Here is a 26,629-nt window from a genome sequence, read left to right as displayed (position 1 = left end):
ACCGCCGGGTCCCGCCCCCTCCCCGGGCGGGGCCCGGCTCCGAGGAGACCCCCATGCACGCCACCGCACGAGCGGCCCTGCGGTCGGTCGTCGGACCCGGTCACTTCCGGGAGACGGACGGCGAACTCGTCCCCTACAGCCGGGACGCGACCCCGCTGTTCCACGCCCGGCCCGACGCCGTCGTCTTTCCCGCGGACACCGCCGAGGTCGCCGCCGTCCTCGACATCGCCACCCGCTACGCCGTCCCCGTGATCCCACGCGGCGCCGGCTCCAACCTGTGCGCCGCCACCGTCGCCTCCCGAGGAGGCATCGTCCTGGTCCTGACCCGCCTGAACCGGATCCTCGAGATCGCTCCGGCCGAACTCCTGGCCCGGGTCCAGCCCGGCGTCACCAGCGCTACCCTGGCCGAAGCCGCCTCCCGCGACGGCCTCTTGTGGGCCCCCGACCCCGGCAGCCGCACGGTGGCCACCATCGGCGGCACGATCGCCACCAACGCCGGCGGCCTGCGCGGCCTCAAATACGGCGTCACCCGCGACCACGTCCTCGGCCTGGAAGCGGTCCTGCCCACGGGAGAGGCGATCCGCACCGGAGGCCGCCTCCGCAAGGACGTCGCCGGATACGACCTCACCCGGCTCCTCACCGGCTCCGAAGGCACCCTCGCCGTCATCACCGAAGCCACCCTCGCCCTGCGGCCCACCCCCACGACGGCCGGTACCGGAGTCGCCTACTTCCCCGACCTGGCCGCCGCGGGCCGGGCCGTCACCGCGATCATCGCCGACGGCATCCTGCCCGCCACCCTCGAATTCCTCGACCGGTCCTGCATCCGGGCGGTGGAGGAATTCGCCCGTCTCGGACTGCGCACCGACGCCGGGGCACTGCTCCTCTTCGGCGACGACGGCGCAAGCGACACGGTCGCCCACGCACTGGAGCGCATGAGCGACGTCTGCACGGCCCACCACGCCCTCGACGTCACGACCGCCGCCGAAGTGGCGGACGCCGAGGCGCTGCTCGCCGCCCGGCGATGCGCTCTTCCCGCCCTCTCCAGGCTGGGTGAGCTGACCATCCTGGAGGACGCCACCGTGCCCCGGCCCCGCATCGCGGAGATGGTCGACCGCATCGACGCGATCGGAGCCCGCCACGGCGTCACGATCGCCACCTTCGGCCACGCCGGCGACGGCAACCTCCACCCCACCTGCGTGGTGAAGTCCCAGGACGACACGGACGCCATCGCCCGCGCGGAGCGGGCCTTCGCCGACATCTTCGCCGCCGCGATCGACCTGGGCGGCACCATCACCGGCGAACACGGCGTCGGCGCGGCCAAGCTCCCCCATCTGTCCGCACAGCTGGGCGCCGACCAGATCGCCCTCCTGCGCCGACTGAAGACGGCCTTCGACCCGGCCGGCATCCTCAACCCCGGAAAGCTGGGCTCATGACCGACCGCACAGGCGCCCCCCTGCCGAAGCCCGTCTTCGACCCGGACCTCCTCTCCCGCTGCATCTCCTGCGGCTTCTGCCTCCCCGCCTGTCCCACCTACGCCGAGACCGGTGACGAGGCGTCCTCGCCCCGGGGCCGGATCAACCTCATGCGGGCCCTGCAGAACGGCGATCTCGAACCCGACGACCCCACCCTGAAGGAACAGTCCTCGCAGTGCCTGGGATGCCGCGCCTGCGAACCGGTCTGTCCGGCCGGCGTCGAGTACGGGCAGCTTCTGGAGCAGTGGCGCGACCACCAGTGGCGCGGACGCCGGATGCCCGTTCTCGCCCGTGCCCTCATGCTCGCCGCCGGCCGGCGGGTCCTCTTCCGCCTGCTGGGACGACTGCGAGGAACCCGGCCCACGACCGTCGCCGAGACCTCGGCCGGCGCGTCCGGCGGGGCATCGCTCATGCTCGGATGTTTCGAGCGCGTCCTCTTCCCGCGCGTCGGCCGCGCAGCCCGCGCCCTCGTCCCCGGACTGACCGCCCCCGCTTCCCAGGGCTGCTGCGGCGCGCTGCACGCCCACAACGGCGACACCGCCACCGGCGCACGCCTCGCCCACCGGGTGGGCGAGGACCTTCCCGGCACCATCGTCACCACCTCCGGCGGCTGCGCCGCCCACCTCGCCTCGGTCCTCGGCACGGCCCGCGTCCGCGAACTCTCCGACCACCTGGCCAACGGCTCCGCGTACCGCCCCCTCGGCGAACTCCGGGTCGACGGCCGCCCAGCCCGTGTCGCCCTCCAGGACTCCTGTCACCTGCGCAACGGCCTCGGAGTAAGGACCGCCCCCCGTGATCTGCTCGCCGAGATCGCCCACTACGTCGAACTTCCCTCGGCAGGCACCTGCTGCGGTGCCGCCGGCACGTACTCCCTGCTGCGCCCCCGGGAATCGCGCCGCATCCTCACCGCCAAGATCGACGAGATCGAGGCCGCCGGCGTCGACTTCGTCGCTGCGGTCAATCCGGGCTGTCTGCGTCAGCTCCGTACCGGCCTGCGCCGCAGACGCTCACGGGTCAAGGCCGTGCACCTGGCCGAACTCCTGCTCATGGCAGGAGAGAACAGCCTTCCGAGCGCCTAGGGACACCCAGCACTCCGCCCGGGAAACCGACTTCAGCACCCCCCGCCACACCACTGAGAGAAGACATGCCCTCCCGCTCCCCGCTCGACCCCCTGGCCATCGAAGCCGCCCGCGCCGCCGCTCCCGCTCTCGCCGCACTCACCCCGTCCGAGGTCGGCTCACTCCTCCGAGACCTCGCCGACGTGCTCCGCGAGCACACCGACGAACTGGTCGGCCTCGCGGAGGAGGAGACCCGCCTCGGCGACGTCAGACTGCGGAGCGAGGTAGTGCGCACCTGCGCACAGCTGGAGATGCTCGCCGAGATCACCGAAGACGGCGGGCACCTGGACGTCATGATCGACGAGGCGGACGACACCGCTGTTCCCGCCCCGCGCCCGGACGTACGGCGCATGCTCGTCCCGCTCGGCCCGGTCGCCGTCTTCGCCGCTTCCAACTTCCCCTTCGCCTTCTCGGTCCTCGGCGGTGACACCGCCAGCGCGCTCGCCGCCGGCTGCCCGGTCGTGGTCAAGGCCCACGAGGGCCACCCCCGTCTCAGCGACCGCACCGCCGCCCTCGCGGCCGAAGTCCTGCCACCGGGAGCGCTTTCCGTCGTCCACGGCCGCGAGGCGGGCCGCGCCCTCGTCACCGACCCCGCAGTCCAGGCCGTGGGCTTCACCGGCTCCACCACCGGCGGCCGGGCGCTCTTCGACCTCGCCTCCGCCCGCCCCGACCCGATCCCGTTCTACGGAGAACTGGGCTCGCTCAACCCCGTGGTGGTCACTCCCCACGCCCTCGCCGCACGCGGACCCGTCCTCGTGAGCGAGTACATCGCGTCCGTCACCCGCAGCCAGGGCCAGCTGTGCACCAAGCCGGGTCTGCTCTTCCTGCCCGAACGGCACGACCTGGACGAACTTCTCCGCCTGGCTGTCACCCAGACCTCTCCCGCGCCGATGCTGGGATCCTGGATCGCCGAGGCCTACCGCACGACCCTCGACGAGCTGGCCACCCACCCCGCCGTCCGGCGGATCGCGACCGCACCGACCGGCCCCCACCGCACCGAACGACCAGCCGACGGTCCCTCGGCGGCGCTCCTCACCGTCACGGCCCGCGACCTGCGCGCCCATCCCGAACTCCTCCGGGAATGCTTCGGCCCGGCATCGACCGTCGTCACCTATGCCTCCACCGAGGATTTGCTCACCACCCTCCGTGAGCTCCCGGGCAGCCTCACGGCCACGGTGCACGGCCAGGAGGAGGCGGACGGGGAACTGTCCCGCGAGATCTGGTCCGCCCTGCGGGCAGGCCGCCTGATCTGGAACGACTGGCCGACAGGAGTGGCGGTCACCCGCGCCATGCACCACGGCGGCCCCTGGCCGGCCACGACCAACCCGCTGCACACCAGCGTGGGCGGCACAGCCGTCGCCCGGTGGCTGCGCCCGGTCGCCTACCAGAACATGCCCGAGGCCTTGTTGCCGTACCCGTTGCGGACCGCCAACCCATGGCGGGTACCGCAGCGCACAGGGGCGTGACAAGGCGGACCTCTCCGCACGGTCCACCGAGCATGAAAGGCCTCGGAACCGAGGCGGAGGAACACTTCGGTCGCCGCCACTTCATGGAGCTGACCGCTTCCTTCACGACACCGCCCGAGTTCACCGTGCTTGCCGGACGCACGGAGATCGGGACCGCCGACCCCACCGTCCTCACCGAGGAACGCCCAGGCCCGCCGTCTGCTCCCGGCCGGCCGCAGCTGGCAGGTCACCTTCATGTACTGGGCCCGATGCCGCGCCTTCGTCGAACCGTCGAAGACGGCGGCATCGCCAAACCGGCGCATGGGACCGTTCGGCCCCTGCCCCGCGCCGGGAACCTGCGCGATGCTGGGAAGGAGGAGGCATCGTCGCATGTGCACGATCCGCGCAGTCCTCCGGGTGACCTGGAGAAGTTCTCTTCTTGTCGCCGCTGTTGACGGGCCTCGCGCGGGCGTGACGTGGTCCTCGTTCTGAGGAGCGGTGTCGTGGGCGTGCTGATCGTGGTTCTGATCGTGCTGGCCGTGCTTGCCCTGGTGGGGCTGGCGATGGCCGTCAAGATCGTCAGGCAGTACGAGAAGGGTGTGCTGTTCCGTTTCGGCCGGCTGATCGGTGTCCGGGAGCCGGGGCTGCGGCTGATCGTGCCGTTCGTGGACGTCCTGCACCGGGTGTCGCTGCGGATCGTCACCATGCCCATCCAGTCCCAGGGCATCATCACCCGCGACAACGTCAGCGTCGACGTCTCCGCGGTCGCCTACTACCGTGTCGTCGACGCCGTGAAGTCGGTCATCGCCGTCGAGAACGTCAGTGCGGCCATCAACCAGATCGCGCAGACCACCCTGCGCAAGGTCGTCGGACAGCACACCCTGGACGAGACCCTGTCGGAGACCGACCGCATCAACGTCGACATCCGCGAGATCCTCGACGTCACCACCGCCGACTGGGGCGTCGAGGTCACCCTGGTCGAGCTGAAGGACATCCAGCTGCCCGAGAGCATGAAGCGTGCCATGGCCCGCCAGGCAGAGGCCGAGCGGGAGAAGAGGGCGAAGATCATCAGCGCCGAGGGCGAATCGATGGCCGCCGCGGCACTCGGCGACGCCTCCGACACCATGATGGCCCACCCGCTCGCCCTCCAGCTGCGCAACCTGCAGAGCCTGGTCGAGATCGGAGTGGACAAGAACAGTACTGTCGTCTTCCCCGCCCCTCTCATGAGCACCATCGGCGAGCTCGGCACCTTCCTCGCCCGCGAGACAGCCGCCGCCGCGCAGCGGGACAACACTCCGGCGGACATCACCAAGGCCGTGGCCCTCCCGCCCCCGGTCAACGGGGCCGCCAAGCCCTCGTGACAGCCGAAGCAGCCGTCCCTGGGCCTCGCCCTCCTCGCCGCCCGCGGCGAGGAGGGCGAGGCCCAGGGACGGCGTCTGCCAGTAGCGTGTCCGCCACCGGTCGCCCGCAATGCGCGCGGGCCGGCAGAAGCCCGGTCCACGACGGTGACATCGCACTCCTCCGCCACGGTGATCCACGCCCGGACACCGTGCCGTCCGCCGGTACGGGGACCTGAGAGGAACGGGCAGCGACTTCCGGCCCTGCACTCTGTCCCGGCACCTCGGACAGTGGTTCTCCGGCCGGAGACGAGGGACAATGGCAGTAGCCCCTCGGCGGGCAGACAGGTGCGTTCCCCGTTCCGTCCCGTCCCGGCACCGCCGCGGCAGCCTGCCGCTCGCGACTCATGCCCACCGGACGCACGAGACCAGGCGTTCCATGGCCGGCACCTACGCGCTGATCAGTCCCGACGGACTCCTGCACTTCCACGACGGCATCCCCGGCACGTCGGCCCAGGCCGGCGACCCGCCCCACACGACTCCCGCCACCTTCAGCATCCAGCACGCCGGCTGGGGCGGACCCGGCCTCCACGGCCACACCACCGCCGCTCACGGCCCCGTCGGCGCCCACCGCTTCAACCGCGTCGCCTCGTCCGTCGCGGCAGTGCTGGGAGGACCCGACCAGAGCCTCCTCGACAGCCTGGTCATCTGGGGGGAACGCGATGAGCCCGGCTCAGGACCAGCGCTCACCTGCGGTCTCACCGAAGCGCAACAACACCTCATCCACGACGTCCACCGAGCCGTCCTCAAGGACGCCGGCATGGACCCACACGGACAAGGCGACGAACTCCCCGACGCCACGCACCCGTAGGGGGATCACGCGGCACCGCCGCGCCTCCGCTGAAGAGCGTGCAGAGGCAGGAGAAAGCACGCCCCCCACGCCGCCACTCAGGAGGACGACGTTCATCGGCCTGGAGACCTCCGGCAGCCTGGCTCGATCGCCGGCACCGGCATGCGCGAGTGGCGAGATTCTCGGCGGCGGGCGGCTCCTGAGCGCTCCCCGAGCATGCCGAGCACGAACCGCGGCCCCGAGCCGCTCGCTTCGGCCGTGCAAGCGCTGCGAGCGGCGTCACCGGGCACGGTCTTCTCGGATCGCTGAACCCTTGACTCACGCGACGGTCGGCGCGTCTTCGGGGATCAGTGCGTCCTTCCACCAGCTGGGAGGAGTGGGCCGCTCCCCGAAGGTCGGCCGGACGGTGGGTTCGCCCTCGACGACCATCGCCTGTGCGACCGTTTCCGTCTGGCGGGCGACGACCGCTTCCTTCGTGATGTTGAACACCGTGAGGTCCTGCGTCTGGGTAACCGGTCCTTCGTAGGTGGTGCGCAGTTGCCGGAACATGCCTTCGACCAGCGGTGGTACGAGCATGGTGTGCCACAGGGCCGCCATGCGCGGTTCGACGAGCGAGAACACCTTGCCGGCCATCCGCGGCACCGTGTGGATGCCCATGACCGTCTCGAACTTGTCGATCGGCCTTCCTGTGAGGGCGGCCAGCAGGTCCGCGGAGGGGAAGCACTCGTGGATCAGCAGGTCCACGCCGTTCTCGGCGGCCCGGACCAGGGGCCAGCAGGGGCGGGTGTCACCGGAGTGCACGACGCTCAAGCCGGCGTAGTCGATCCGATAGCCGACGGCGCCGTCGAGCGCGTGCACCACCGGGAACGCGGTGATCGTGACGCCGTGGTCCTCGTAGACGGTGTGCGTCTTCGCTGTGGGGAACTCCGTCACGTGCATCTGCGCGCTCTCGTTGCTCGTGAACCCACGTGTCGACTCGGTGTCCCAGGCGCACGACTCGGCGATGCATTCGACTGCGCGGGCGGTGCCGAACCGCGGTTCCGAACCGCTGGGGCCCCAGACGTGGAGCGGGCCCGCTCTTCCGGCCTTGCGGAAGCTTCCGAACAGCGTGATCAGGTCGGCCGTGTGGTCGGCGTGCAGATGGCTCAGGAAGACCTTGTCCAGCCCGTTCACGGGGAGCTTCAGGCACAGGAAGTTCGCCAGGGATCCGCTGCCGGCGTCGAAGAGGAACATGTCGCGCTCGGCGTTGCCCACTTCGACGAGTACGCTGCCCGACGCCTGGGCGCGGGTCGGTGGCGGGTTGCCGCTCCCGAGTACCGTGACCCGTATCTCCCCTTCCCGCAGCTCCTCCCACAAGGGGACGAACACGTCGGGATAGGGCTGCGCGGGCGTGCCCACGACGGGTGTGGTGGTGATCGCCAGCGTTCCGCCCATGTAGGTCAGATCGGGCAGTGCCGCGCGGTCCTCTCCGCTCATGGGGTCCGCTCCTTCCTGAGAACGGCCGGGCCGTTGCCGGGGCGGTCCCGTCAGAACTCGACCGGGAGGTTCCTCGCCCTGGCCACTTCGCAGGCCGCGTCGAACGTGGCCGCGCGGTCCCGCGGGGCGTCCGGGGCATCGCCCCGGAGCTCTCGACAGGCGTGGCGGGCCGAGGACGCCTGCGCGAACGACCCAGCCGAATCCTGCTGGTGCTCCGCCGTGGTGGCGACCCGAAGAAACCGCCCCCGGTCGGTCTTCAGCTCTGCCTTCAGCTCTGCCACTGCCGGGTGGTCACCCAGGCCGCGCAAGCCGTGCTGCTCCTCATGGGTGGCTCTTTGCATGCTCACGCTCGCGATCCGTCCAGATCCTCCTTCCACGCCGCGGGACTCCCACGCCAGGCGAAGACGTCGGAGACGCACAAGACGTGACCTCCGGCCCACCGAGCCCTGCCGGTACGCAGCCCCCGGACCGGAATGTCGCCATGGCGCCCACGTATCGTGCGGTTGCGGTACGCCCGCGTGAAGATGGCGATCACGCACAGCGACAATCGAACGCCGAGAGAAGCAAGCTCAGGACAACACCTCATCCGCCTGGCTTACTCATCAGAATAGGCGCGCATCTATGTGCCCGCCATGACCACTCGGCGCGGCGCCTCATTGCAGCCATGCCGCCCTGCTGGGGCTCGGCTGCACCGAGGAGGCGGACGGCTTCCTACGCTGGCTCGCGGCCAGGGTCGACGATGCCGCCGCCTCGGCGACCGACCGACCGACCGGGACACGTCGCCGGTGAAGAGCACGCACCGGGCGGACGGCTCGTCGGACCTGACCGAGGAGGTGCTCGACCACTTCGAGGGGTGGCGCGACTCGCGCCCCGTGCGGATCGGCAACGGAGCCTCCGACCAGCTCCAACTCGACATCTACGGCGAAGCCATGGACTCGATCCGGCTCGGTGACGCGCGCGGTATGCCGCTGGCCTGGCGCGGCTGGCAGCGGCTCACCCGGCTCGTCGACTGGTCGTGCGACCACTGGGAGGAGCCGGACGACGGCATCTGGGAGACCCGTGGTGGTCGCGAGGACTTCACGTACGGCCGTCTCATGTCCTGGGTCGCGCTCGACAGGGCGGTGCGTCTGGCCACCGACCACGCCAGACCTGCAGACCTGGCACGCTGGGTCAGTACGCGGGATGCGATCCTGCTCCAGATCATGGAGCGCGGATGGGATCCGGGGCGCGGGGCCTTCGTCCAGCACTACGACACGCAGGTCCTGGACGCGGCGCTGCTCTACATGCCGCTGATCGACCACGGCGTCGGCACCCTCGGTGCCCTCCCCGGAGAGAGTCGGCGCGCGCCATGACCGCCACGGCCCCGGGCTCCAAAGGCCGCTCGCGTCACCAGTCCGGAAGGGGCCTTCCACGAGACCGTCATCGTCGGAGGCGTCGCGGCAGGCGCCTCGACCGGCGCGCGTCTGAGGCGGCTCGACGAGTCGGCCGAGATCATCCTTCTCGAGCGCGGCCACTTCGTGTCGTTTGCCAACTGCGGCCTGCCGTACCACATCGGCGGAGCCATCCCCGAGCGGGACAGCCTGCCGCTGCAGACCCCGAGAGTCTCGCCCGAAGCCTCGCGCTCGATGTCCGTACCGCGCACGAGGTGCTGAGCATCGACCGCCAGGCCAAGGAGGTCGAGGTACGCGACCTCGACGCAGACCGCGTCTACCGGGAGTCGTACGACACCCTCGTCCTGTGTCCGGGCGCCGGTGCGATCCGCCCACCGATTCCGGGGGAGAGCGACCCCCGTGTCGACGTCCAGCGCGGCATCGCGGACATGGACCGGATCATCGCCCACCTGGAGAAGGGCGCCGCACGTGCCGTCGTCGTCGGCGGCAGTTGCATCGGCCTGGAACTCGCTGAGGCGCTGCGGTCCCGCGGGCTGGAGACGACCGTCGTCGAACGGACGGACCGGCTCATGCAGTGGCTCGACCACGAGATGACCCGGATCCTGCACCACCACGTCAACAGTCACGATGTGGACGTCCGCCTCTCCACCTCCGCCGACGCCATCGCCGGACATGACAGCGCCTACCGCGCGACGCAGGGAACGGCCGTCGTCAAGGTCCTCGCCATGACGGCCGACGGCACGGGCCTGACCGAGGCCCAACTGCACACTGCCGGCATCCCCTACCGCAAGGTGTATGCCCACCCGAGCGGGCACGCCGCCTACTACCCCGGCACCGCTCCGCTGTTCATGAAAGTGCTGCTCGACCCCGCCGAGGGCAAGCTGCTCGGCGCGCGAGTGCTGGGCCGGGACGGCGTCGACAAGCGCATTGACGTCCTCGCGGTCGCGCAGCGTGCCGGAATGACCGTCTACGATCTCGAGCACCTCGAACTCGCCTACGCCCCGCCCTACGGATCGGCGAAGGATCCGGTCGACAGGGTCGGCTTCCTGGCCGCGAACCTCCTGCGCGGAGACATCCGCCTCTGGTACCCGGAGTGCGCCGATCGGGCGCTGATCCTCGACACCCGCACCCCGGCCGAGTAGGAGGCGTGGCACATTCCCGGCGCCGTCCTCATCCCGTACACCGAGCTGCGCGAGCGGCTGTCCGAGATCCCCGCGCGACCGCCCCGTGTACACGTACTGCCGCTCCGGCTTCCGCAACTGCATCGCCCACTGTGTGCTGCGCCAAGCCGGCTGGGAGACAGCGTTCCTCTCCGGCGGGACGATGACATACCACGGCTTCCACAAGACACCACTGGCGACCGGTGTGGCCGGCATGCCGGTCGTGACCCACGCCGAGGACGGACTGGCCCAGCTCCCCGGCGCCCTCACAGCCGTCTGACCGCAGGAGGTCATGCGAGGGAAGACGTTTTGCTGGCACGGCTCCTCACGTACCGGCCCAGCAGGCGGAGTGCCCGCTCCGGGATGCCGTCACCACGCACCTGACACTTCCTGCTCGACCCGATCGAGGCGCCCCATGACGATCCGACGCATAGCCCTGTTCGGAGCTTCCGGAGACCTCACCAGCCGACTGATCATGCCGGCACTCGCCCAGCTTGCCGAAGCCGGACTCCTCCCGGCCGGGCTCACGATCACCGGCTCCGCCGACACCGTCGGAGACCGCCGGATACCGTCCTACATCGACGAACCCGGAGTCGCCCCCGCCCGCCACACCGAGACGTACGCGTCCCTCACAGTCCAGGTCGACAACGCACGCCGGAACGGAACACCGTTCACCCTGCACTCGGCCGAGTCCGGACGAACCCCGTACGCCAACCTGTTCCTCGAAATGCTGCGGGGCGATGCGACCCTGTTCATCCGAGGTGACGAGACCGAAGAGGCGTGGCGCATCATCGGCCCCGTCGCCAAGACATGGGCGGACGCCGACGCACCGATGCAGGGGTATCGGGCCGGCACCTTGCCGCCAGGACCGTCCGGCTGATCCACGGGGTTTCGTTTCCTGAGGATGCCTCTGTCCGCCGGAGCCCGTGCTTCGGGGGATGCGGGTATCTGTCCGTGTCTCGTGCGGGGTCCGGCCCGGTCGCTCTCTGTGGCAGCTGTACCGCCCCGGCCTCCGTCCCCGGCCGCTGGTTGCGCGGCTTCGTCACCGACGCGCTCAGGACCGCCGGTGCTGGTGGATTTCGCGCTTGGCGCGTCCTTTAGGACGACGGTCGTCCGACTCGCCCCGAGCCTCACCGGTGCACTCCCCACCCTCGACGGAAGATGGCAAGCGATCTGAGTCCGCCGCTTCCAGCCTCCCGCTACCTCATGGGTTGCGTACGACGCGCCAGGTCGTCGCTTCTGTCGTCGCTATCGGGAGGCATCACGTGGACCCGTGGGCATGGGTGGCGGCGGGCGCGGTGGTCGCCTGCTACGCGGCACTGTCACGACGGATGTCCCACACCGTGGTGTCCGGGCCATTGGTGTTCGTGGCGGTCGGACTGGCCATCGGCCCCCTCGGCCTGGGACTGGTCGAGGAAGACGGCGGCGTGGAGCCGGTCCGGGCGCTGCTGGAGAGCGCGCTGGCCGTGGTGCTGTTCACCGACGCGGCCGCGATCAAGGGAAGCGAGCTGCGCAGGGAGAGGTTTCTCCCGCTGCGGCTGCTGGCTGTGGGCCTGCCGTTGACGATGGCATCGGGGTGGCTCCTGGCTTGGCCGCTGCTGCCCGGACTCGGGATGTGGGAACTGGCGCTGGTCGCGATCATCCTGGGGCCTACGGACGCGGCGCTCGGCCAGCAGGCGATCTCGGACCGCAGGGTGCCCGCGCTGGTACGGCACGGCCTGGACGTCGAGTCCGGGCTGAACGACGGGTTGGCACTGCCGTTCTTCGTGCTGGTGCTGGCGGCGGCGGGTGGCGGCCCCGGGGAACAGGGGGTCGGTGAGACGTTCCTGCGGGCCTTGTTGCTGAGTTCGGCGATCGGCTTTGCCGTGGGCTGGGCGGTCGCGCGGCTTCTGCGGTGGTCGGCCGCGCGCGCATGGACCGCTCACGGGTGGCGCCAGCTGGCATCTCTGGCCGTCCCGCTCGTCGCCTACCCCTTGGCTGTGGAAGCCCAGGGGAGTGGGTTCATTTCCGTCTGGGTTGCCGGATTGGCGTTCGGCAGCGTGCTGCGAAAGCCTGAGACCTCAGCAGGCGCTGGTGTCTCGGACGTGGGAGAGGGGGCGACGGCGTTCACCGAACGTCTGGGACTGCTGCTCGCGTCCTTGAGCTTCCTGGCCTTCGGAGCGGCCGTCCTCGGCCCGGTGCTGGAGCACTTGACGTGGCAGATGTTCGTCTACGCGGTGCTCAGCCTGACCGTCATCCGCATGGTTCCCGTCGCGGCGGCCCTGCTGGGTACCGGCCTGCGCCCGCCGACCGTCGCCTACATCGGCTGGTTCGGACCCCGGGGGCTCGCCTCGCTCGTGTTCGGCCTGCTCGCCGTGGAAGAACACCTCCCCGGCAACCAGGTCCTCGGCGGCGCGGTGGCGATGACGGTCGCCCTGAGCGTGTGCCTCCACGGAGCCACCGCTCCTGCGCTGGGAGGCCGCTATGGCGCCTGGTACGCCAGAGCCCGCGCCGGCAACCCCGCTCTCCGAGAACACGCGGATGTGCCCGGGGACGGTGTCCGCCCACCTCGGGGCGGCCCGGACGCCGCCTAGCGTCGCCGGCACGGCAGCGCGAGACCGTCCTCCGGAGGTCGCCCCACGTTCTCGCCTTCCGGCGAATCGCCTGTTCACGCGGCATCTGCACCATGTGACAATCGGAATCGGCATCGACTGGTGCTGTGCGAGTGAGGTGATTCCGATGGCGGTGACGGTAGCGGCGGGCGATGCCCGAGCCGTTGCGGTCCGTGCCGCACTGCAGCCGTTCGCCTGGCAGTCGTTCACCGCCGAGCTGGTCTGCCTCCGCGCAGTGGCCGCCATGGACGGCGCGCAGGCATTCCCCCGCCCCCGTGGGTCACGAAACAGACTGAGCCCACAGGAAGAATGCTCCGAGGCGCTGGTTGAAGTCCTGAACGGATGCCGGTGGCGGTCGCTCACCGTCGGCGGTCTGAGCCGGCTGCTGGTCGGCGCCGCGCAGGAGTGGCGCCAGGAGCGCACCTGGTTCGACATCCGGCTGGGCCTGCTGCTGGACGGCGTCGGCTGACCAGCGGCAGGCCCGGTCTGCGGGCTCTTACTGGCGGGCCATGTGCATGCGCATCTCGCTGGGGGCGTCGACGATCAGGTCGCCGGACATGTCGACCGTGACGCTGTGCAGGATGCCGGTGAACCGGAACGGCGCCCGGTAGTCGGCGGTGACGGCCGATCCGGGGTTCGCGCCGCAGGACATGCCGCCGGGGTTGAAGGCGACCGGGGTGGTGTACGGCATCTCGATCTCGCCGACGAGGCGGCCGTCGACGTAGAGCTGGGCGCGACCGGGCGCGCCCTTGCCGTGGGCGATGTCCGGCTTCCCGGTGGGCTCGAACTCGAAGCGCAGGGCGTGCCGGCCCTCGGCCAGCGGCTCGGCGGACACCACGTGGTGCAGAGCGCGGCGGACATAGTTGTGGGCGTAGTGCAGGTGGCCGTCCTTGACGTACAGGGTCCAGCCGCCGGCGTTGGTGCCCTGACACAACAGGACTCCTTCGGCGCCGCCGGGCGGGATCTCGACGGCGGCGGTGACGCTGTGCGGGCGGTTGAGGACTCGGGGGGCGACGGCGGCGGGCAGGACCTGGGTGCCGGGGCGGAAGGTGTGGCTGGTCCGTGCCTGGGTGATCTGCGGACGCTCGACCATCATGCGTTCCAGGACGCTGCCGTCGATCGGCAGCACGTTGTACTTGCCGGCCTCGACGTACCACAGGGTGATCATCTCGATCAGTTTGCTGCGGTGCTCCTCGGCGACGTCGCGGGTCTCGGCGACGTCCTCGGCGACGTGGTAGAGCTCCCAGTGGTGGGCGTCGAGGTCGTCCAGGTCCGCCATCGTGATCGGGGCGCCGAACGGACGCCCGGCCTCGGCGAACGAGGGGCCGGGCCAGGGGCAGACCGCGCGCCAGCCGTCGTGGTCGATCGCCCGGTGGCCGAGCATCTCGTAGTACTGAGTGCGGTGGCGGGTCGGGGCGGCAGGATCGTCGAAGGTGTGGGCGAAGCTGACCCCGTGCAGGGGCGACTGGGTGACCCCGCGGATGGTGGCGGGCGGCTCAACGCCCAGTACGTCGAGCACGGTGGGGACCATGTCGATGATGTGGGCGAACTGATGGCGGATCTCGCCGCGGGCCTGGATACCACGGGGCCAGTGGACCAGGAACGGGTCGCTGACACCGCCGCGGTAGGTCTCCCGCTTCCACCGCCTGAACGGCGTGTTGCCCGCCCACGTCCAGCCCCACGGGTAGTGGTTGAACGTCTCCGGGCCGCCGATCTCGTCGATCCGCGCCAGGCTCTCCTCCAGCGACTCGGGCGCGTTGTTGAAGAACTGCAGCTCGTTGGTGGTGCCGGTGACCCCGCCCTCGGCACTCGCCCCGTTGTCGGAAACCACCATGACCAGCGTGTCGTCGAGCTCGCCGCTCTCCTTCAGGAAGTCCAGCAGGCGTCCGATCTGGTGATCGGTGTGGGAGAGGAATCCGGCGAACACCTCCATCATCCGCGCCGCCAGGCGGCGAGCGTCCGGCGACAGGGACTCCCAGGCCGGCACGTCCGGGTCACGCGGGGAGAGCTCGGCGTCCGGCGGGACGATGCCCAGCTGCTTCTGCCGGTCGAAGGTGCCGACACGGTAGGCGTCCCAGCCCTCGTCGAACCGCCCCCGGTACCGGTCCGCCCACTCCTTGGACACATGGTGCGGAGCATGCGTCGCGCCGGGGCAGAAGTTCAGGAGGAACGGCTTGTCCGGGGCTACCTGCTTGGCGTCCGCGATGAACGACATCGCCCGCTCGGCCAGGTCCTCGGTGAGGTGGTAGCCCTCTTCCGGCGTCGCCGGCGGCTCGACCTGGTGGTTGTCGTACACCAGGTCCGGGTACCACTGACTGGAGTCCCCGCCCAGGAAGCCGTAGAACCGCTCGAAGCCGCGCCCCAGCGGCCACCGGTCGTAGGGTCCCGCCGCGGACTCGTGCTCCGAGGGCACCAGGTGCCACTTCCCCACCATGTACGTGTTGTAGCCGTGCTGGAGCAGCATCTCGGACAGGAAACCGTTCTCGAACGGGATCTGGCCGTTGTAGCCGGGGTATCCGGTCGCAGCCTCGGTGATCGCCGCCATGCCGTTGGCGTGATGGTTGCGGCCGGTCACGATGCACGAACGCGACGGCGAGCACAGGGCCGTGGTGTGCATGTTGGTGTACAGCAGCCCGCCCGCTGCCAGTGCGTCCAGGTTCGGCGTCCCGATCGGGCTGCCGTAGCAGCCGAACTGACCGAACCCGGTGTCGTCCAGCACGATGAACAGCACGTTCGGCGAACCGGGCACCGCCCGGACCGGCTGTGGCCAGGCCGGCTCGGACTCATCGGTTGTCCTGCCGATCATGCCGGGGAACGACCGTCCCGGCTTGTACTCGCTCCAGGATGCCTGCGGCATACCCGGCCTCCGATCCACCGGCGGGATGGTTCCTTCCGGCCGGCACTGGTTGTCGCTGAGGCACTGAGCCGAGCCAGATCACCGAGAGTCACCACCTGCGAGGACTGTGCCCGCGTTCGGTCGCTCACGATGCATGCAGGACCTGTGCCACAGCCGAAGCTGCCCTGCGTACCCACAACCCCTATTCCACGCTAGGCGCCAGGAACGAAAGGCGCAGTACGGACAAGAAGCGTTTAAGAGGCCCTGGCAAAAGCCGTGAATGGTGTGACTGTCGGCTTGGATGCTCGTTGGTTCGTTCGTGGTGAAGGGGAATTCTCGGCCGTGGATTGTGTCCGATGAACTGTGGCTGCTGGTCGAGCCGTTACTGCCGGTCCCGGCATCGAAGCTGGTGACGCGCCGGCCGCGGGTGCCTGATCGGCAGGCTCTGTGCGGAATCCTGTTCGTGCTCCACACCGGGATCCAGTGGGAGTGCCTGCCCCAGGAGCTCGGCTTCGGATGGCTGCGTGGAACGAGGCCGGGGTGTGGGACCGGCTTCATCCCGTCCTGCTGACGAGGCCGCGGTCGGCGAAACGGCTGGACTGGTCCCGGGCGGTGATCGACTCCAGTCACGTCAGGGCTGCTCGACGGGGCCCCAAAGCGGGCCCGGCCCGGTCGACCGAGCACGTCCGGGCAGCAAGCGCCACGTCCTCGTCGACGGGCAGGGCATCCCGCTCGCCGTGTCGCTGACCGGCGGAAACCGCAACGACGTCACGCAGCTGCCGCCCTTGCTCGCGAAGATTCCGTCCGTCGCCGGCCTGGTCGGCCGACCGCGACGACGCCCCGACATGTTGCTGGCCGACCGCGGCTACGACCACGACAGGTACCGTCGCCTCGTCCGGGCCCAGGGCGTCAAGCCGTTGATTGCCCGCCGGGGCGTTCCGCACGGCTCCGGCCTGGGCGTTCACCGGTGGGTCGTCGAACGGGCCATCGCCCGGCTCCACGGCTTCCGGCGCCTGTGCGTCCGCTGGGAACGACGCGACGACATCCACGAAGCCTTCCTCGGCCTCGCCACCTGCCTCATCACCCACCGCCACGTCCAACACCTTTGTTGGAGCTCGTAACACGATTCATGATCGTGTTACGAGCTTCAAGGTAGGGAAACTGTCCTTGACCTGCAAAAACGCAGGCGGGAGCCTAGCTCCGGGAGTGCCTCGATGATGCGCACCATGTTCAAGTCCAAGATCTAGCGTTTGGGTTTTTTGCAGGTCAGCGGTTTGGTGGCCTCGCTCGGGTCAGCAAACGGTCAGCATCGGGCGCGGGAGCGTCCCAGCATGCTGACCAGGTGGCCGCCATGACGGGTGACCTCGACAGGTCTCTGGCTCCCGCCAAGGCCGCAGCCGGTCCCACCGCGGAGGCACTCCGCGTGACCTGCTGCGTCATGATCGCCCGCGCCCACGACCGGGGCTGGTACCGGGTCTGCAGGGCCGCCGGTTGCCGCGCCACCTGGGGGCCGGCGCGGGTAGGCGATGTTGCGCCAAGCGCCCACTGGGCCAGATGTCCGAGTGAAAGGCGGGCGGCCGCCCGACCCGTACGTACGACAGGGACCCCCGTATCCGCCATGCCGCCGCCTCCCGGCAGCGATACTGGATGCATGGACACGACGATCACCGCCCCTCGCGCCGAGGTGCTGCGGGACCGCTACCGCAGCCGACTGCCCGAGCGCTTGCAGGAGCTGGCCGGCCCCGTCGAGGACGACGTGGACCTGCCGCTCCACATTGTCTGGTCCGGCCGGACGAGCTACAGCCTGGACCGTCCGAAGTCCCGCATGACGCTCTACCGGACCGTCCTCGCCGAAGGACTGCGCGAGGACCTGGTGACCCTCCTGCACCACCGACTGCTCGCCGAGCAGTGGCCCGTGCTGCGGCGCTTGATCAGTCCCTACATCCGCGAGGTCTGGGAGGACGCCTTCCCCGAGCTGCTCCGCAGCGCTCCGGCCGACACGACCGCCGCGTGAAGCTCACTCCGCTCCACGAGCGTCTCCTCGCCGACATTCTCGACCTCGGCTCCCCCTACCCTCTGGTCCTCACCGGCGGATACGCCGTGCAGGCCCACGGCCTGGTCGAACGCTTCAGCCGTGATCTCGACGTCGCCACCGAGAACCCCGCTCCGATGCAGGAGATCGTCGCCTCACTCACAGCAGGCCTCAGCGCGCGCGGATGGCGGACCACGCACGTCCAGACCGATCCGCTCAGTGGCCGGTTCCTCGTCATCGATCCGGACACCGGCGAGGAGTGCGAGGTCGACGTCCTCAAGGAGGCGTTCTGGGCTCCGCCTGCCCAGACCCCCTACGGCCCCGTTCTTTCCCTCGACGACGTGATCGGCACCAAGGTCCGTGCCCTCGCCGACCGCGGCACCGTCCGCGACCTCATCGACGTCCAGGCTGCCTCCCGCCACCGCTCCACCGCCGACCTCGAATCCCTGGGTCGCCGTCGCGCCCACGATGAGTTCAGCCTCGAAGACCTCCGGGACCGGCTGATCGGCGCGGACTGGTACGAGGACGAGGACTACACCGCCTACGGGCTCACCCCCCGGCAGATCGAAGAACTCAAGGCGTGGGCGCTGGAGTGGGCGGAGGACCTGGGTGCACGGATCCATGACGAGAACGCCTGAGAGGCGGTCGTCGCGTCCATCTGCTCCACCGTCGGTGCAACGAGAGGATGCGGTGTAGCCGGCAAGTTTCAACCCGGAGCCGTCCACGGTGGGAGGCTGCCCTGCACGGCGGAGCGGTCGACTGCCGACCGGCTGATGGCCGAAGAGGTCGTGTTCCGTATCCCGTCTCTTGCCTCTATGACGAAGGCGCTGACGGCCGATGACGAGGCTCTGGCGTTGGAGATCGTCATGATTGGCCGGGCACGGCCTGTGCGACGGCGAGGCGCGGCACCACGCAGGACGGCTGCCTGCTGCGTGGCCCGGGCGGCTGCTTCATCGAAGGCATGGAACGGCGCAGGGCGAGGAAGCTCTTCGTGGACCTCCCGCCGGAGCAGGGCGTGGGGATGTACGGCTTCCGGCACTACTTCGCCTCCAACGCCCTCGGCAACGACACCCCCATCACCGACGTGGTGGAGTGGATGGGGCACAAGTCCATCGAGGAGACGTACCGCACCTACCGGCACCTGATGCCGGGCATGATCATCAAGGTCGCCCGGATCCTGGACGCCGGCCTCTGGGAAGCAGCCTGATTCTCGGCTTTGAGGTAACAGCAGGTTCTTCGTGTGCTGGTGGTACACGCCTCGTATGGCCGCTGAACAGCGGAAACGGCCACGATTCGGCCAAGCTGCAGGCGGCTGGTCCGCGTATGGTCCGGATCTTGGTCCGGCAGGGCGAGGGGTTGCACCCCGGAACTCGAAACCCCACAAACGCCACGACTGCCTGCGCTACCGCATCGACACCGCCTGCTCCGGGTTCGGCCGGGCGGCAGCTGCGCTGGGCCGGGCGGTGAGCCGTACGCCGCTCTCCCTCGCGGACTTATGCCGGCCGGGCGCCCTTGTGGGCGGGCGGACCGTCGACGTCGAGGGTGAGGGTGCCGTCCGGGTCGTACGCGACACGCGAGCCGAAACCGCGGCCGAGCCGGCCCAGGATCTTCTGAAGCCACTGGCAGTCTTCCACCGACGCCCTTCGAAGCCGCATTCGCCGGCTCTGGAGGGGCGCGATGCGCAGTTCGCGGAGCCTGCCGGTGTCGGGCTCGAGCGAGGGGAAGTAGAGCAGCCGCAGGTCGTCCCGGTAGTTCTCGTATCCGGTGATGCCCTCGTAGTCGTTGACCAGGTCGCCGCAGCCGTAGGCGATGAGTCTGCCCCGGTACAGCTCCAGCGGCCGGGGATGGTGCGAGGAATGCCCGTGGACCACGTCCGCGCCGCCGTCGACGAGCGCGTGCGCGAAGCGGACCTGGTCGCGGGGGACGGTGTAGCCCCAGTTGGAACCCCAGTGGATCGAGGCGACGACGATGTCGCCCGGTCGTTGCACCTGCCGGATCCGGGCGACCACCGCGGCCGCCGCGGTGTCCGAGGCCTCGGGCACGTAGTCGATCCCGCTTCGGTCGGCCGTGGCGGCCCAGCTCGGCGGGATTCCGCTGGACGGCATGCCGAAGGAGTGGACCAGGATCCGCCGACCGCCCTCGACGGGGACGCTCGCCGGCCGGTGGGCCCCCTCCGCGTCGCGTCCTGCCCCCGCTGAGGCGAATCCGGCGCCCGCCAGTGCGTCGAGGGTCTCCGCGAGCCCGCGGCGGCCGAAGTCGAGGACGTGGTTGTTCGCCAGGACGCACACGTCGGGACGGGCGGGGGTCAGGCAGGGCAGGTTGGCGGGATGCATGCGGTAGTGGACCGCCTTGCCCGGTGCGAAGTCGTTGCTCCGCGTGATGCTGGTCTCCAGGTTGATCACCACGGCGTCGGGCGCGGCCCGGTCGAGGATCCGCAGTGTGTCGCCCCAGGGCCAGGAAAAGTCGACCGGGCGGGGAATCGGGCCGTTCGCGGCCTCCGCCAGCTCGACGTAGGACCGGGCGTCACGAACGTACGTCTCCGCCAGCGCGGGATCACCGGGGTGCGGAAGTATCTGGTCGACACCCCGCCCGAGCATCACGTCGCCGGCGAGGCACAGCGTGATCAGATCACCCTGCATCCGTCCAGGCTAGAACCCTGCCACCGGGATGTCACGGGAACCGATCGGCGAGTGTGGTCATCCCCGGACAGGCCGCGGCGATCTCTCCCACAGGGTCGTTTCCTTCGGACGTAGGTTTCCGGGGTCGTGAGCAGGAGGTGGCTGATGTGGCGCGGGGTGGTGCCGCCGTCCTTCCCCGCCGGATCTTGCTTGTCATGGCCGAGGTGGTCGGTGATCTCGCCCCCCAGGACGGGCTCCACCAAGCCGCTTCGTCAGCTGCTGCAGCAGCTGGCTCTCGCCGGTCGGCTGCATGGCTCTCTTCACGGGCGATGGTTCTGGCGCAGCTTTCGCGCAGTGGACACGGTGGGTCATGGCTGAGCGTTCCCAAGCGGCATGCGAAGTCGCCCGAGAAAAGGCTGCGGTCGGTGCGGCCGGGCTGACAGTCCGGGCCGTGGAAGAGGTCGTCGCGGCCGCCCTCGTTCCTTCGAAGAGGGTCCGGCCCGCGATGGTGAGGGTGAGCTCGCCGACCCCGCCCGCGCCAAACCGGTGTGCACCGCTCTCGCGCGTGGTGAAGGTACCGGCGATCTCGACGCTGTGCAGAGCGGCCTGGTCGACACCTTCCGGCAGGGTGCCGACCCGCTGCAGGTTGCCGTCGGGGAGCGGTGTGTCGGCGAGGATCTTCTCGTCGGCATCCCGGCAGACGGCGCGGAGGGAAAAACCCGGCCGCGAGGAGGCGGTGAACCGGCTGGCATCCACCTCTTCCGCGAAGCTGCCGGGCCTGGCTCTGGAGGAGATCCGCTCTTCCGCGAAGCTGCCGGGCCTGGCTCTGGAGGAGATCCGCGAGTTGCTCGACGTACGTGAGGAGGGTGTGTGTGCCTCGGTGCGGGCGCGGATGCTGCCGCTGATCGCGGACCGGATCCGGGACACGGACGGTCGGGCCGCGGAGCTGCGGCCTTTCTTCGCTCGCCTCGCCGGGGTCCACACGGTGCTTTCCGGCCCGGCGCCAAAGGCCGCGTCCGGTCCGGACTGCGGCTGCACGACGGACGGTACGGCGCCGACGGCGGGTCCGGTGCCGCTCACGCTGTCCCCGTTCCGGCCTGCCGAGGCGCAGACTCCGGAGGAGGCGTGGCGGCAGGGCCGCCGCCGGCACCGTCGCCAGCGGCAGGCCGATACGGGAGGACGAGTCCACCGCGTTCCGACGGTCCTCGACCCTGCTGCGCCACGCGCCCCTCGGCGGTTCGTTCCACCGCGCCGCGCTCGACATCCGTCACCGTGGCACGCTCGAGTCCCACTTCCTCCGACACGCGCGGCGAGCGCCGGCCTGGAATGGTCTGAGACACTGGTTACGGCCCGCTGTCTCTCCGAGGGGAGGGCACCGCATGTCCCTCCCGGTGACCGTCGGTGTGGACGGGTCGCCCGAGAGCATCGCAGCCGCGGAATGGGCTGCACACGAATCGGAAATCCGCGGCGCGCCGCTGCTCATCGTGCACGCGGACGAGTGGGCGGGAGCGGCGTCGCCGGGCGTCGGCCCCGATGCGCGGTGCCGCCGGGCCGACGAGCTGCTGGCCGAGACCGCGGAGTGCGTGCGACGGCAGCATCCCGCTCTTGAGATCGATACGCGGCAGCTTGCCGGACCGCCCGCGACAGCCCTGGCCGGTGCGGGTGCGGAGGCAGACCTCTTGGTGCTCGGTTCACGCGGCCTGAGCGGTCTCAGAGGCTTTCTCCTCGGCTCGGTCGGCATGGCGGCGATCATCGCCACTCCGCGTCCCGTCGTGCTCGTACGGGTGCCGGAACGGTTCACCGTTCCCGTGCGGTCCGCCGTGGCCGGTTCCTCGCGGGACGTGGTCGTGGGGGTGGACATCGATCAGTTCTTCGACCCGCTGCTCGACTTCGGATTCCACGAGGCCGCCGGCCGGGGCGCCCGCCTGGTCGCGCTGTATGGATGGTCGATTCCGCCCGTGGTCCGCGATGCCTCGGCCCTTGTGGCGGCGGAGCGGGAGATGGGGCCCGACATCGCGCGTCGCCTTGCGGCGGATCTGCGGCCCTGGCGGCTGAAGTTCCCCTCCGTGGACCTCGTGGAGCGATCGTGCGTGGGCGGCCCCGCGCAACTGTTGTTGCAGGCGGCGGAGAACGCGGAACTCGTGGTTGTGGGTCGGCGTGTGCGCGGGGGGGCCCTGGGCGCGCACGTCGGGTCCGTCGCTCATGCGGTGATCCACCACTGCGCCGTACCGGTTGCGGTCATCGCTCATGAGTGATCAGGCGGCCAGGATGCCGGGCCCGTGAACACCCTGGTGGCGGTGCCGAGCGCCCTGATGGCAGCCCTGTGCTTCGGGGTCGGGTCGGTGCTCCAGCACGAGGCGGCACGACGAGCACCCCCGCAGAAGGCCCTGCGTCTGCGGCTTCTGTTCGACCTGGTGCGTCGGCCGATGTGGCTGGTGGGGACGGTACTGTCCATCTCCTCGTTCGCTTTCCTGGCTCTGGCTCTGGCCTTCGGGCCGTTGGTCCTGGTGCTGCCGCTTGCGGCGACCGATCTCGTCTTCGCCCTGCCGTTGCTGGCTCTGCGGCGCGGGGAACGACTGAGCCGTTCCGAGGTGACCGGAATCGTCTGCACGGCGGGAGGCGTGGCGGTGTTCCTCGTGGCGCTCCCGCACGCCCCCTCGGGAACCTCGGCCGCGGCCGTACGCGACTGGGCGCTGGTGCTCGTGGCTGTCGTCGGCGTGGTCGTACTGCTGGCCGCCGTGGGAGCGAGCCGGCCGGGTCCGGTGCGGACGGCCTCGTACGCCGTCTGCGCGGCCGCGATGCTGGCTCTTCTCGACGCTCTGACCAGGAGCACGGCCGACCTGGTGCGGACAGACGGCTTCGGGGCGCTTTTCCACTGGGAACTGTATGCGCTGATGGCCGTCGGAGTGACGGCTCTGGTGCTCTCGCAAAGTGCCTTCCAGGCGGGTTCCTTGGCCATCAGCCTGCCGATCATCGACACCCTGGAGCCGATCTGCGCCGTGGCCATCGGCGTGGCTGTCTTCGACGAGCAGCTCGCCGTCACGGTGTGGGCCCTGGCGGTGCAGATGGCGGGGGCAGCGGCGGCGGTGATCGGGATCGTGCTCCTGGGACGATCGCCGCTGGCGACGGACTGACGCGCCTCAGTCGTCGATGTCGTCACTGTTCGTCCCCATGGGCGTTCGCTCCGGGGCGGCTCCCGCTCGACCGCCCGCCGCTCGGGCCGCTGCAGACTCCATCCGAGTCGGCCGGTCAGCCAGCAACCGCCACACCGAGGCCTTCGACAGCATCACCCCCGTCTCCCGCGTGACGACCGCACCGACCCGTTCCAGTGTCCACAGATCGGCCTCGAAGCCATGTGCCTGGGCACCCTGCTCCAGGGCGGTCCGCACCCGCTCGACCTGGACATCATCCAGCCTGGGGGCGACCCAAGCCGCAGAGGCAGGCCCCGCGTCCACTCCTGGCCTCCGTCCTCGCTCGTCCCCGCGCGCCGCCTGCCCATCGCGCCGGAGACGTTGCTGCCGGTACTGCCCGTCACCCTGGTGCGAGGCTGGTCAGGGTGCTGACGAAGGTGGTGGCCAGCTGGTACGCCCATTTACGGGAAGGCGTGCGGGGCACCGGGGACGACCGCGGGCCGGTACGGCACTCATGGCACGCGGCGAGTTCTCATGCACGGGTCTGGAACTTGGTCTTCACCTCTGGGCGGAGTGATCGGGCCACTTCCGGGTCGAAGGGCTCGGTGCTGGGGGTGAGCATCGCTGCGGCGGCCACGGCCACCCCCAGCGCGCTGGCGCTGACGGGATCGTCGCCGGCGGTCAGCCGTGTGGCGATGGCGGCCACCATGCCGTCGCCCGCCCCGGCATCGCTCAACGGATCGCCGGGCAGCGGTGGCGCGTGCAGCTCGGTATGACCGTGGCCGGTCGAGCACACCGCGCCCAGCGCTCCCACCGTGGTGACGGCGACTTCGGCGGCTCCTGTGGTGAGCAGGCGCTCGTTGACGGCTCGGGCGTCGTCGAGGCTGAGGATGTCCCGGCCTGTCAGGCTCGCGGCCTCTGTCCGGTTGCACCTGAGGAGGAAGACGCCTTCCGCGAGTGCTTCGCTGAGGGCCGGCCCGGAGGTGTCCAGAATCAGCCGGGCGCCGACTTGCCTGATGCGGCGGGCGACGACCGCGTAGAAGTCGGCGGGCAAGCCGCCGGGCAGGCTGCCGCTGGCCACGACGTACGGGCAATCGCCGGCGGCCTGCTCCAGGGCGTCGAGGCACCGCAGTCCCTCGTGCTCGCGCAGTCGTGGGCCGGGCGGCACGATGTGGTAGCTGTGGCGCGATGCGGTGTCGAACAGTACGAGTGCTTCGCGGGTCTCGTCGTCGATGTCGACGGCGACGTGGTCGACGCCTTCTTCGTCCAGCAGACGGTTCAGGCGCTGGCCGACCTCGCCTCCGGAGGTATGGACGGCGGTGGCCCGTCCTCCGAGCCGTACGACACCACGGGCGACGTTGATCCCTCCGCCTCCGGCGGCCACCGACCGGACCCGGGCACGGTTCTTGCCGATGCCCGTCAGGTGCCCGACCTCCCAGGCGAGATCGACGGTGGGGTTGATCGTGAGGGTGAGCACTGACGGCCCGGCGGCCGTACTTCGCGAGCCCCTTGCATCGTCGGTCTTCCTGGCTGGGGTGGGGGTCGGTGTTGCGGGGGCGCTCATCGCTGTGCCCGGGCGGTCGCGCCCATCCGGGTTCGGCGTGCCGTCTGCTGGACATGGCCTTGCGTCATCGTGCCCACCTCCGCGGACAGGGAGACAACTCGCTTCCCATGCTGGGGCAGCGCGAAGTCACCCGCATACCGGCCCGCACCGCCCCGTATCCGGTACTGAGAGCCCCGACCCCGGCGCTGGGAAGGCGGACCTTAGCGGGCTGTCGTCCGGACGGGTCGCGTTCGGACGTTCGACCGGGCTGTCGCCGGGCTGGTGCGGGGGTGGTGGCCGAGCCAGCGGTAGGCGGTCAGATTGATGCGGTCGTTGATGGGGAACCAGAGCAGCGCGTGGGCCATACACCCCTACCCTGCGGCCCGGCCGAGCGAATGGCCCTCGGCTTGACGGCGCACAGATGTCCGAACTGGGGGTCGTGTTTCCTGTGACGTCTTCCCCATGACCGCGGGGCCCCGGCGTCCGGCAGCGGATTGCGCCGACCGGTGGAAGCCCGCTGTCCGCCGACGCCATGTGCGGTCACGCTCGACACGGGTGGGGGAGCAGCGTCGAAGCCGCTCACCTACAGCTCACCGCCGACCAGCGGGACGAGACGCGAACCAGGAGGACACCTTCATGGACATGCCTGTCGTGAACGAGTGCGCGGTCGAGGACTGCGCCTACAACCGGGATCACGCCTGCCACGCCCTGGCCATCACCGTGGGAGACCCCGGGCCCGGGCACGCACACTGCGACACCTTCTTCACCGCACCGTCCAAGGGCGGAGACCCGACCGCCACCGGCCGTGTCGGTGCCTGCAAGATGTCCGACTGCCGGCACAACGCCGACCTCGAATGCCGTGCCCCGGGTATCACCGTCGGCTACCAGCAGACCGATGTCGACTGCCTGACCTACGCACCCGCCTGAGCGGCGGTCGTGGGCGCATGGACGACGCCGTACCCGCGTGCACGGCTCCCGAGCTTTCCGGCGTTCTCCTCGGGCGGTGTCCTCCCTGACGCCATGCCGGTGACTCGATCCCGCGCATGCCCTGTGATCTGGAAATGTCCCTCTCTGGTCAGCTTGCCTGAAGTGCACCTTCCCGTGTTCGTCCGGGCCGGACCTGCGGCGTCCTGGAAGCGAGGTCTCTGCCTCCGTGGCCGACGCCTCCCCACACCGGGTGCGCGGAAGGGTGGTGTTCGGAGCTGAGGCACTACAACACGAATGGCGGCATGACCGAGGTCACGCCGCGGCTGGCCAAGGCGGAGACTGACGTGCAGCGCCTCGTCGAGGCGAACACGGAGGCGCTGCCGGGGGTCCGGTTCCCGGCGTCCGAGTACAGCACGGGACCGGTCCACGCCGGCCGGATCGACTCGCTGGGGCCCGACGCGAGCGGGGCTCCCGTCGTCGAGTGCACGTGCGGCACGGTCCGGGCGCCCTATCCCGTCGACCGCAAGCAGGAGGAGCGAGAGAATGCCGTGTCAGCGATCTGCGCAAGGCGATGATCCGGGGAGGATGGCGGCGGGCCGATTTCCCGGAGCCGTCGAGCAGGCTCTGCATGCGTGTCAGCGATCTCCGTGTGCGGCTGTTCCGCCCGCACGGGACGCGACACTCCCTCCGCGGCCGGCGCAG

The 26,629-nt window shown here is 70.3% G+C and carries 26 protein-coding genes and 2 pseudogenes; 20 read left to right on the top strand and 8 right to left on the bottom strand.

What is annotated here, in order from left to right; translation table 11 throughout:
• Nucleotides 1–53: 53 nt before the first annotated feature.
• From ACIQFX_RS15630 to ACIQFX_RS15605, 6 genes and pseudogenes are all read left to right on the top strand, one after another.
• A complete protein-coding gene (locus ACIQFX_RS15630; protein ID WP_402463083.1) occupies nucleotides 54–1,433 on the top strand; it encodes an FAD-binding oxidoreductase in 1,380 nt (459 codons plus the stop codon).
• Nucleotides 1,430–2,551, top strand: coding sequence for a (Fe-S)-binding protein (locus tag ACIQFX_RS15625; RefSeq protein WP_402463080.1), 1,122 nt, complete (start codon nucleotides 1,430–1,432; stop codon nucleotides 2,549–2,551). The genes ACIQFX_RS15630 and ACIQFX_RS15625 overlap by 4 nt, the downstream gene beginning before the upstream one ends.
• A 65-nt stretch (nucleotides 2,552–2,616) precedes the next feature.
• A complete protein-coding gene (locus ACIQFX_RS15620) occupies nucleotides 2,617–4,056 on the top strand; it encodes an aldehyde dehydrogenase (NADP(+)) (protein WP_402463077.1) in 1,440 nt (479 codons plus the stop codon).
• A gap of 41 nt (nucleotides 4,057–4,097) precedes the next feature.
• Nucleotides 4,098–4,349, top strand: a pseudogene (locus ACIQFX_RS15615) (ATP-dependent helicase); the annotation flags it as partial.
• Nucleotides 4,350–4,538: 189 nt separating this feature from the next.
• Nucleotides 4,539–5,396 carry a slipin family protein gene (locus tag ACIQFX_RS15610; protein WP_402463074.1) on the top strand — a complete coding sequence of 286 codons (858 nt, stop codon included), beginning with the start codon at nucleotides 4,539–4,541 and terminating at the stop codon, nucleotides 5,394–5,396.
• 415 nt (nucleotides 5,397–5,811) lie between these two features.
• On the top strand, nucleotides 5,812–6,243 hold the full coding sequence (locus tag ACIQFX_RS15605; protein WP_402463071.1) for a hypothetical protein: 432 nt from the start codon (nucleotides 5,812–5,814) through the stop codon (nucleotides 6,241–6,243).
• 297 nt (nucleotides 6,244–6,540) lie between these two features.
• Here ACIQFX_RS15605 and gntH read toward each other — a convergent pair whose 3' ends face one another.
• Together gntH and ACIQFX_RS15595 are read right to left on the bottom strand one after the other, a co-directional pair.
• The gene (gene gntH, locus ACIQFX_RS15600; RefSeq protein ID WP_402463068.1) at nucleotides 6,541–7,698 is read right to left on the bottom strand and encodes a guanitoxin biosynthesis MBL fold metallo-hydrolase GntH; all 1,158 of its coding nucleotides are present in this window, start codon (nucleotides 7,696–7,698) and stop codon (nucleotides 6,541–6,543) included.
• Between the two features lie 50 nt (nucleotides 7,699–7,748).
• Nucleotides 7,749–7,979, bottom strand: coding sequence for a hypothetical protein (locus tag ACIQFX_RS15595; protein WP_402463065.1), 231 nt, complete (start codon nucleotides 7,977–7,979; stop codon nucleotides 7,749–7,751).
• Between the two features lie 504 nt (nucleotides 7,980–8,483).
• On the opposite strand from ACIQFX_RS15595, the gene ACIQFX_RS15590 reads away from it, so the two are divergent.
• From ACIQFX_RS15590 to ACIQFX_RS15565, 6 genes are all read left to right on the top strand, one after another.
• Nucleotides 8,484–9,050 (top strand): glycoside hydrolase family 15 protein, encoded by a 567-nt coding sequence (locus ACIQFX_RS15590; RefSeq protein WP_402463061.1) that lies wholly within the window; start codon nucleotides 8,484–8,486, stop codon nucleotides 9,048–9,050.
• Nucleotides 9,047–10,231: an FAD-dependent oxidoreductase gene (locus tag ACIQFX_RS15585; RefSeq protein ID WP_402463057.1), complete on the top strand. Its 1,185-nt coding sequence runs from the start codon at nucleotides 9,047–9,049 to the stop codon at nucleotides 10,229–10,231. The genes ACIQFX_RS15590 and ACIQFX_RS15585 overlap by 4 nt, the downstream gene beginning before the upstream one ends.
• 85 nt (nucleotides 10,232–10,316) lie before the next feature.
• On the top strand, nucleotides 10,317–10,529 hold the full coding sequence (locus ACIQFX_RS15580; RefSeq protein ID WP_402463054.1) for a hypothetical protein: 213 nt from the start codon (nucleotides 10,317–10,319) through the stop codon (nucleotides 10,527–10,529).
• Nucleotides 10,530–10,664: 135 nt separating this feature from the next.
• Entirely contained in the window at nucleotides 10,665–11,129 is a 465-nt protein-coding gene (locus ACIQFX_RS15575) for a hypothetical protein (protein WP_402463051.1), read from the top strand.
• Between the two features lie 385 nt (nucleotides 11,130–11,514).
• Entirely contained in the window at nucleotides 11,515–12,822 is a 1,308-nt protein-coding gene (locus tag ACIQFX_RS15570; RefSeq protein ID WP_402463048.1) for a cation:proton antiporter, read from the top strand.
• A 145-nt stretch (nucleotides 12,823–12,967) separates the two neighbouring features.
• Nucleotides 12,968–13,309: a hypothetical protein gene (locus tag ACIQFX_RS15565; protein ID WP_402463045.1), complete on the top strand. Its 342-nt coding sequence runs from the start codon at nucleotides 12,968–12,970 to the stop codon at nucleotides 13,307–13,309.
• Between the two features lie 27 nt (nucleotides 13,310–13,336).
• On the opposite strand, the gene ACIQFX_RS15560 is transcribed toward ACIQFX_RS15565, so the two are convergent.
• Nucleotides 13,337–15,697, bottom strand: a complete 2,361-nt coding sequence (locus ACIQFX_RS15560; protein ID WP_402463042.1) for an arylsulfatase — start codon at nucleotides 15,695–15,697, stop codon at nucleotides 13,337–13,339.
• Between the two features lie 280 nt (nucleotides 15,698–15,977).
• Here ACIQFX_RS15560 and ACIQFX_RS15555 point away from each other — a divergent pair.
• The 4 genes and pseudogenes from ACIQFX_RS15555 to ACIQFX_RS15540 all read left to right on the top strand — a co-directional run bounded on the left by ACIQFX_RS15555 (nucleotide 15,978) and on the right by ACIQFX_RS15540 (nucleotide 18,915).
• Nucleotides 15,978–16,797 (top strand): annotated as a pseudogene (locus ACIQFX_RS15555) (IS5 family transposase).
• Nucleotides 16,798–17,327: 530 nt separating this feature from the next.
• The gene (locus ACIQFX_RS15550) at nucleotides 17,328–17,690 is read left to right on the top strand and encodes a hypothetical protein (RefSeq protein WP_402463039.1); all 363 of its coding nucleotides are present in this window, start codon (nucleotides 17,328–17,330) and stop codon (nucleotides 17,688–17,690) included.
• A complete protein-coding gene (locus tag ACIQFX_RS15545) occupies nucleotides 17,687–18,346 on the top strand; it encodes a nucleotidyl transferase AbiEii/AbiGii toxin family protein (protein ID WP_402463037.1) in 660 nt (219 codons plus the stop codon). Before ACIQFX_RS15550 ends, ACIQFX_RS15545 begins: the two co-directional genes overlap by 4 nt.
• A 323-nt stretch (nucleotides 18,347–18,669) precedes the next feature.
• Nucleotides 18,670–18,915 carry a tyrosine-type recombinase/integrase gene (locus ACIQFX_RS15540; protein ID WP_402463034.1) on the top strand — a complete coding sequence of 82 codons (246 nt, stop codon included), beginning with the start codon at nucleotides 18,670–18,672 and terminating at the stop codon, nucleotides 18,913–18,915.
• Nucleotides 18,916–19,201: 286 nt separating this feature from the next.
• On the opposite strand, the gene ACIQFX_RS15535 is transcribed toward ACIQFX_RS15540, so the two are convergent.
• Together ACIQFX_RS15535 and ACIQFX_RS15530 are read right to left on the bottom strand one after the other, a co-directional pair.
• Nucleotides 19,202–20,347 (bottom strand): CapA family protein, encoded by a 1,146-nt coding sequence (locus ACIQFX_RS15535; protein WP_402463031.1) that lies wholly within the window; start codon nucleotides 20,345–20,347, stop codon nucleotides 19,202–19,204.
• Nucleotides 20,348–20,539: 192 nt separating this feature from the next.
• Nucleotides 20,540–21,406 (bottom strand): hypothetical protein, encoded by an 867-nt coding sequence (locus ACIQFX_RS15530; RefSeq protein ID WP_402463028.1) that lies wholly within the window; start codon nucleotides 21,404–21,406, stop codon nucleotides 20,540–20,542.
• A gap of 299 nt (nucleotides 21,407–21,705) precedes the next feature.
• Between ACIQFX_RS15530 and ACIQFX_RS15525 the strand changes: the two genes are divergently transcribed.
• Entirely contained in the window at nucleotides 21,706–22,581 is an 876-nt protein-coding gene (locus ACIQFX_RS15525; protein WP_402463026.1) for a universal stress protein, read from the top strand.
• Nucleotides 22,582–22,605: 24 nt separating this feature from the next.
• Nucleotides 22,606–23,460: a DMT family transporter gene (locus tag ACIQFX_RS15520; protein WP_402463023.1), complete on the top strand. Its 855-nt coding sequence runs from the start codon at nucleotides 22,606–22,608 to the stop codon at nucleotides 23,458–23,460.
• Between the two features lie 6 nt (nucleotides 23,461–23,466).
• On the opposite strand, the gene ACIQFX_RS15515 is transcribed toward ACIQFX_RS15520, so the two are convergent.
• The 3 genes from ACIQFX_RS15515 to ACIQFX_RS15505 all read right to left on the bottom strand — a co-directional run bounded on the left by ACIQFX_RS15515 (nucleotide 23,467) and on the right by ACIQFX_RS15505 (nucleotide 25,365).
• Nucleotides 23,467–23,715 (bottom strand): winged helix-turn-helix domain-containing protein, encoded by a 249-nt coding sequence (locus ACIQFX_RS15515; protein ID WP_402463020.1) that lies wholly within the window; start codon nucleotides 23,713–23,715, stop codon nucleotides 23,467–23,469.
• Nucleotides 23,716–23,989: 274 nt separating this feature from the next.
• A complete protein-coding gene (locus tag ACIQFX_RS15510; protein ID WP_402463017.1) occupies nucleotides 23,990–24,934 on the bottom strand; it encodes a 1-phosphofructokinase family hexose kinase in 945 nt (314 codons plus the stop codon).
• A gap of 287 nt (nucleotides 24,935–25,221) precedes the next feature.
• Nucleotides 25,222–25,365: a hypothetical protein gene (locus ACIQFX_RS15505; RefSeq protein WP_402463014.1), complete on the bottom strand. Its 144-nt coding sequence runs from the start codon at nucleotides 25,363–25,365 to the stop codon at nucleotides 25,222–25,224.
• Between the two features lie 271 nt (nucleotides 25,366–25,636).
• Here ACIQFX_RS15505 and ACIQFX_RS15500 point away from each other — a divergent pair, with 271 nt between their 5' ends.
• Both ACIQFX_RS15500 and ACIQFX_RS15495 read left to right on the top strand, forming a co-directional pair.
• Nucleotides 25,637–25,927 (top strand): DUF1540 domain-containing protein, encoded by a 291-nt coding sequence (locus ACIQFX_RS15500; protein WP_402463011.1) that lies wholly within the window; start codon nucleotides 25,637–25,639, stop codon nucleotides 25,925–25,927.
• A gap of 302 nt (nucleotides 25,928–26,229) precedes the next feature.
• Nucleotides 26,230–26,502, top strand: coding sequence for a hypothetical protein (locus ACIQFX_RS15495; protein WP_402463008.1), 273 nt, complete (start codon nucleotides 26,230–26,232; stop codon nucleotides 26,500–26,502).
• Nucleotides 26,503–26,629 lie beyond the last annotated feature (127 nt).

Source organism: Streptomyces sp. NPDC093089 (genome assembly GCF_044754405.1).
Lineage (GTDB): Bacteria > Actinomycetota > Actinomycetes > Streptomycetales > Streptomycetaceae > Streptomyces.
This window is presented reverse-complemented; position numbering and strand designations above follow the sequence as displayed.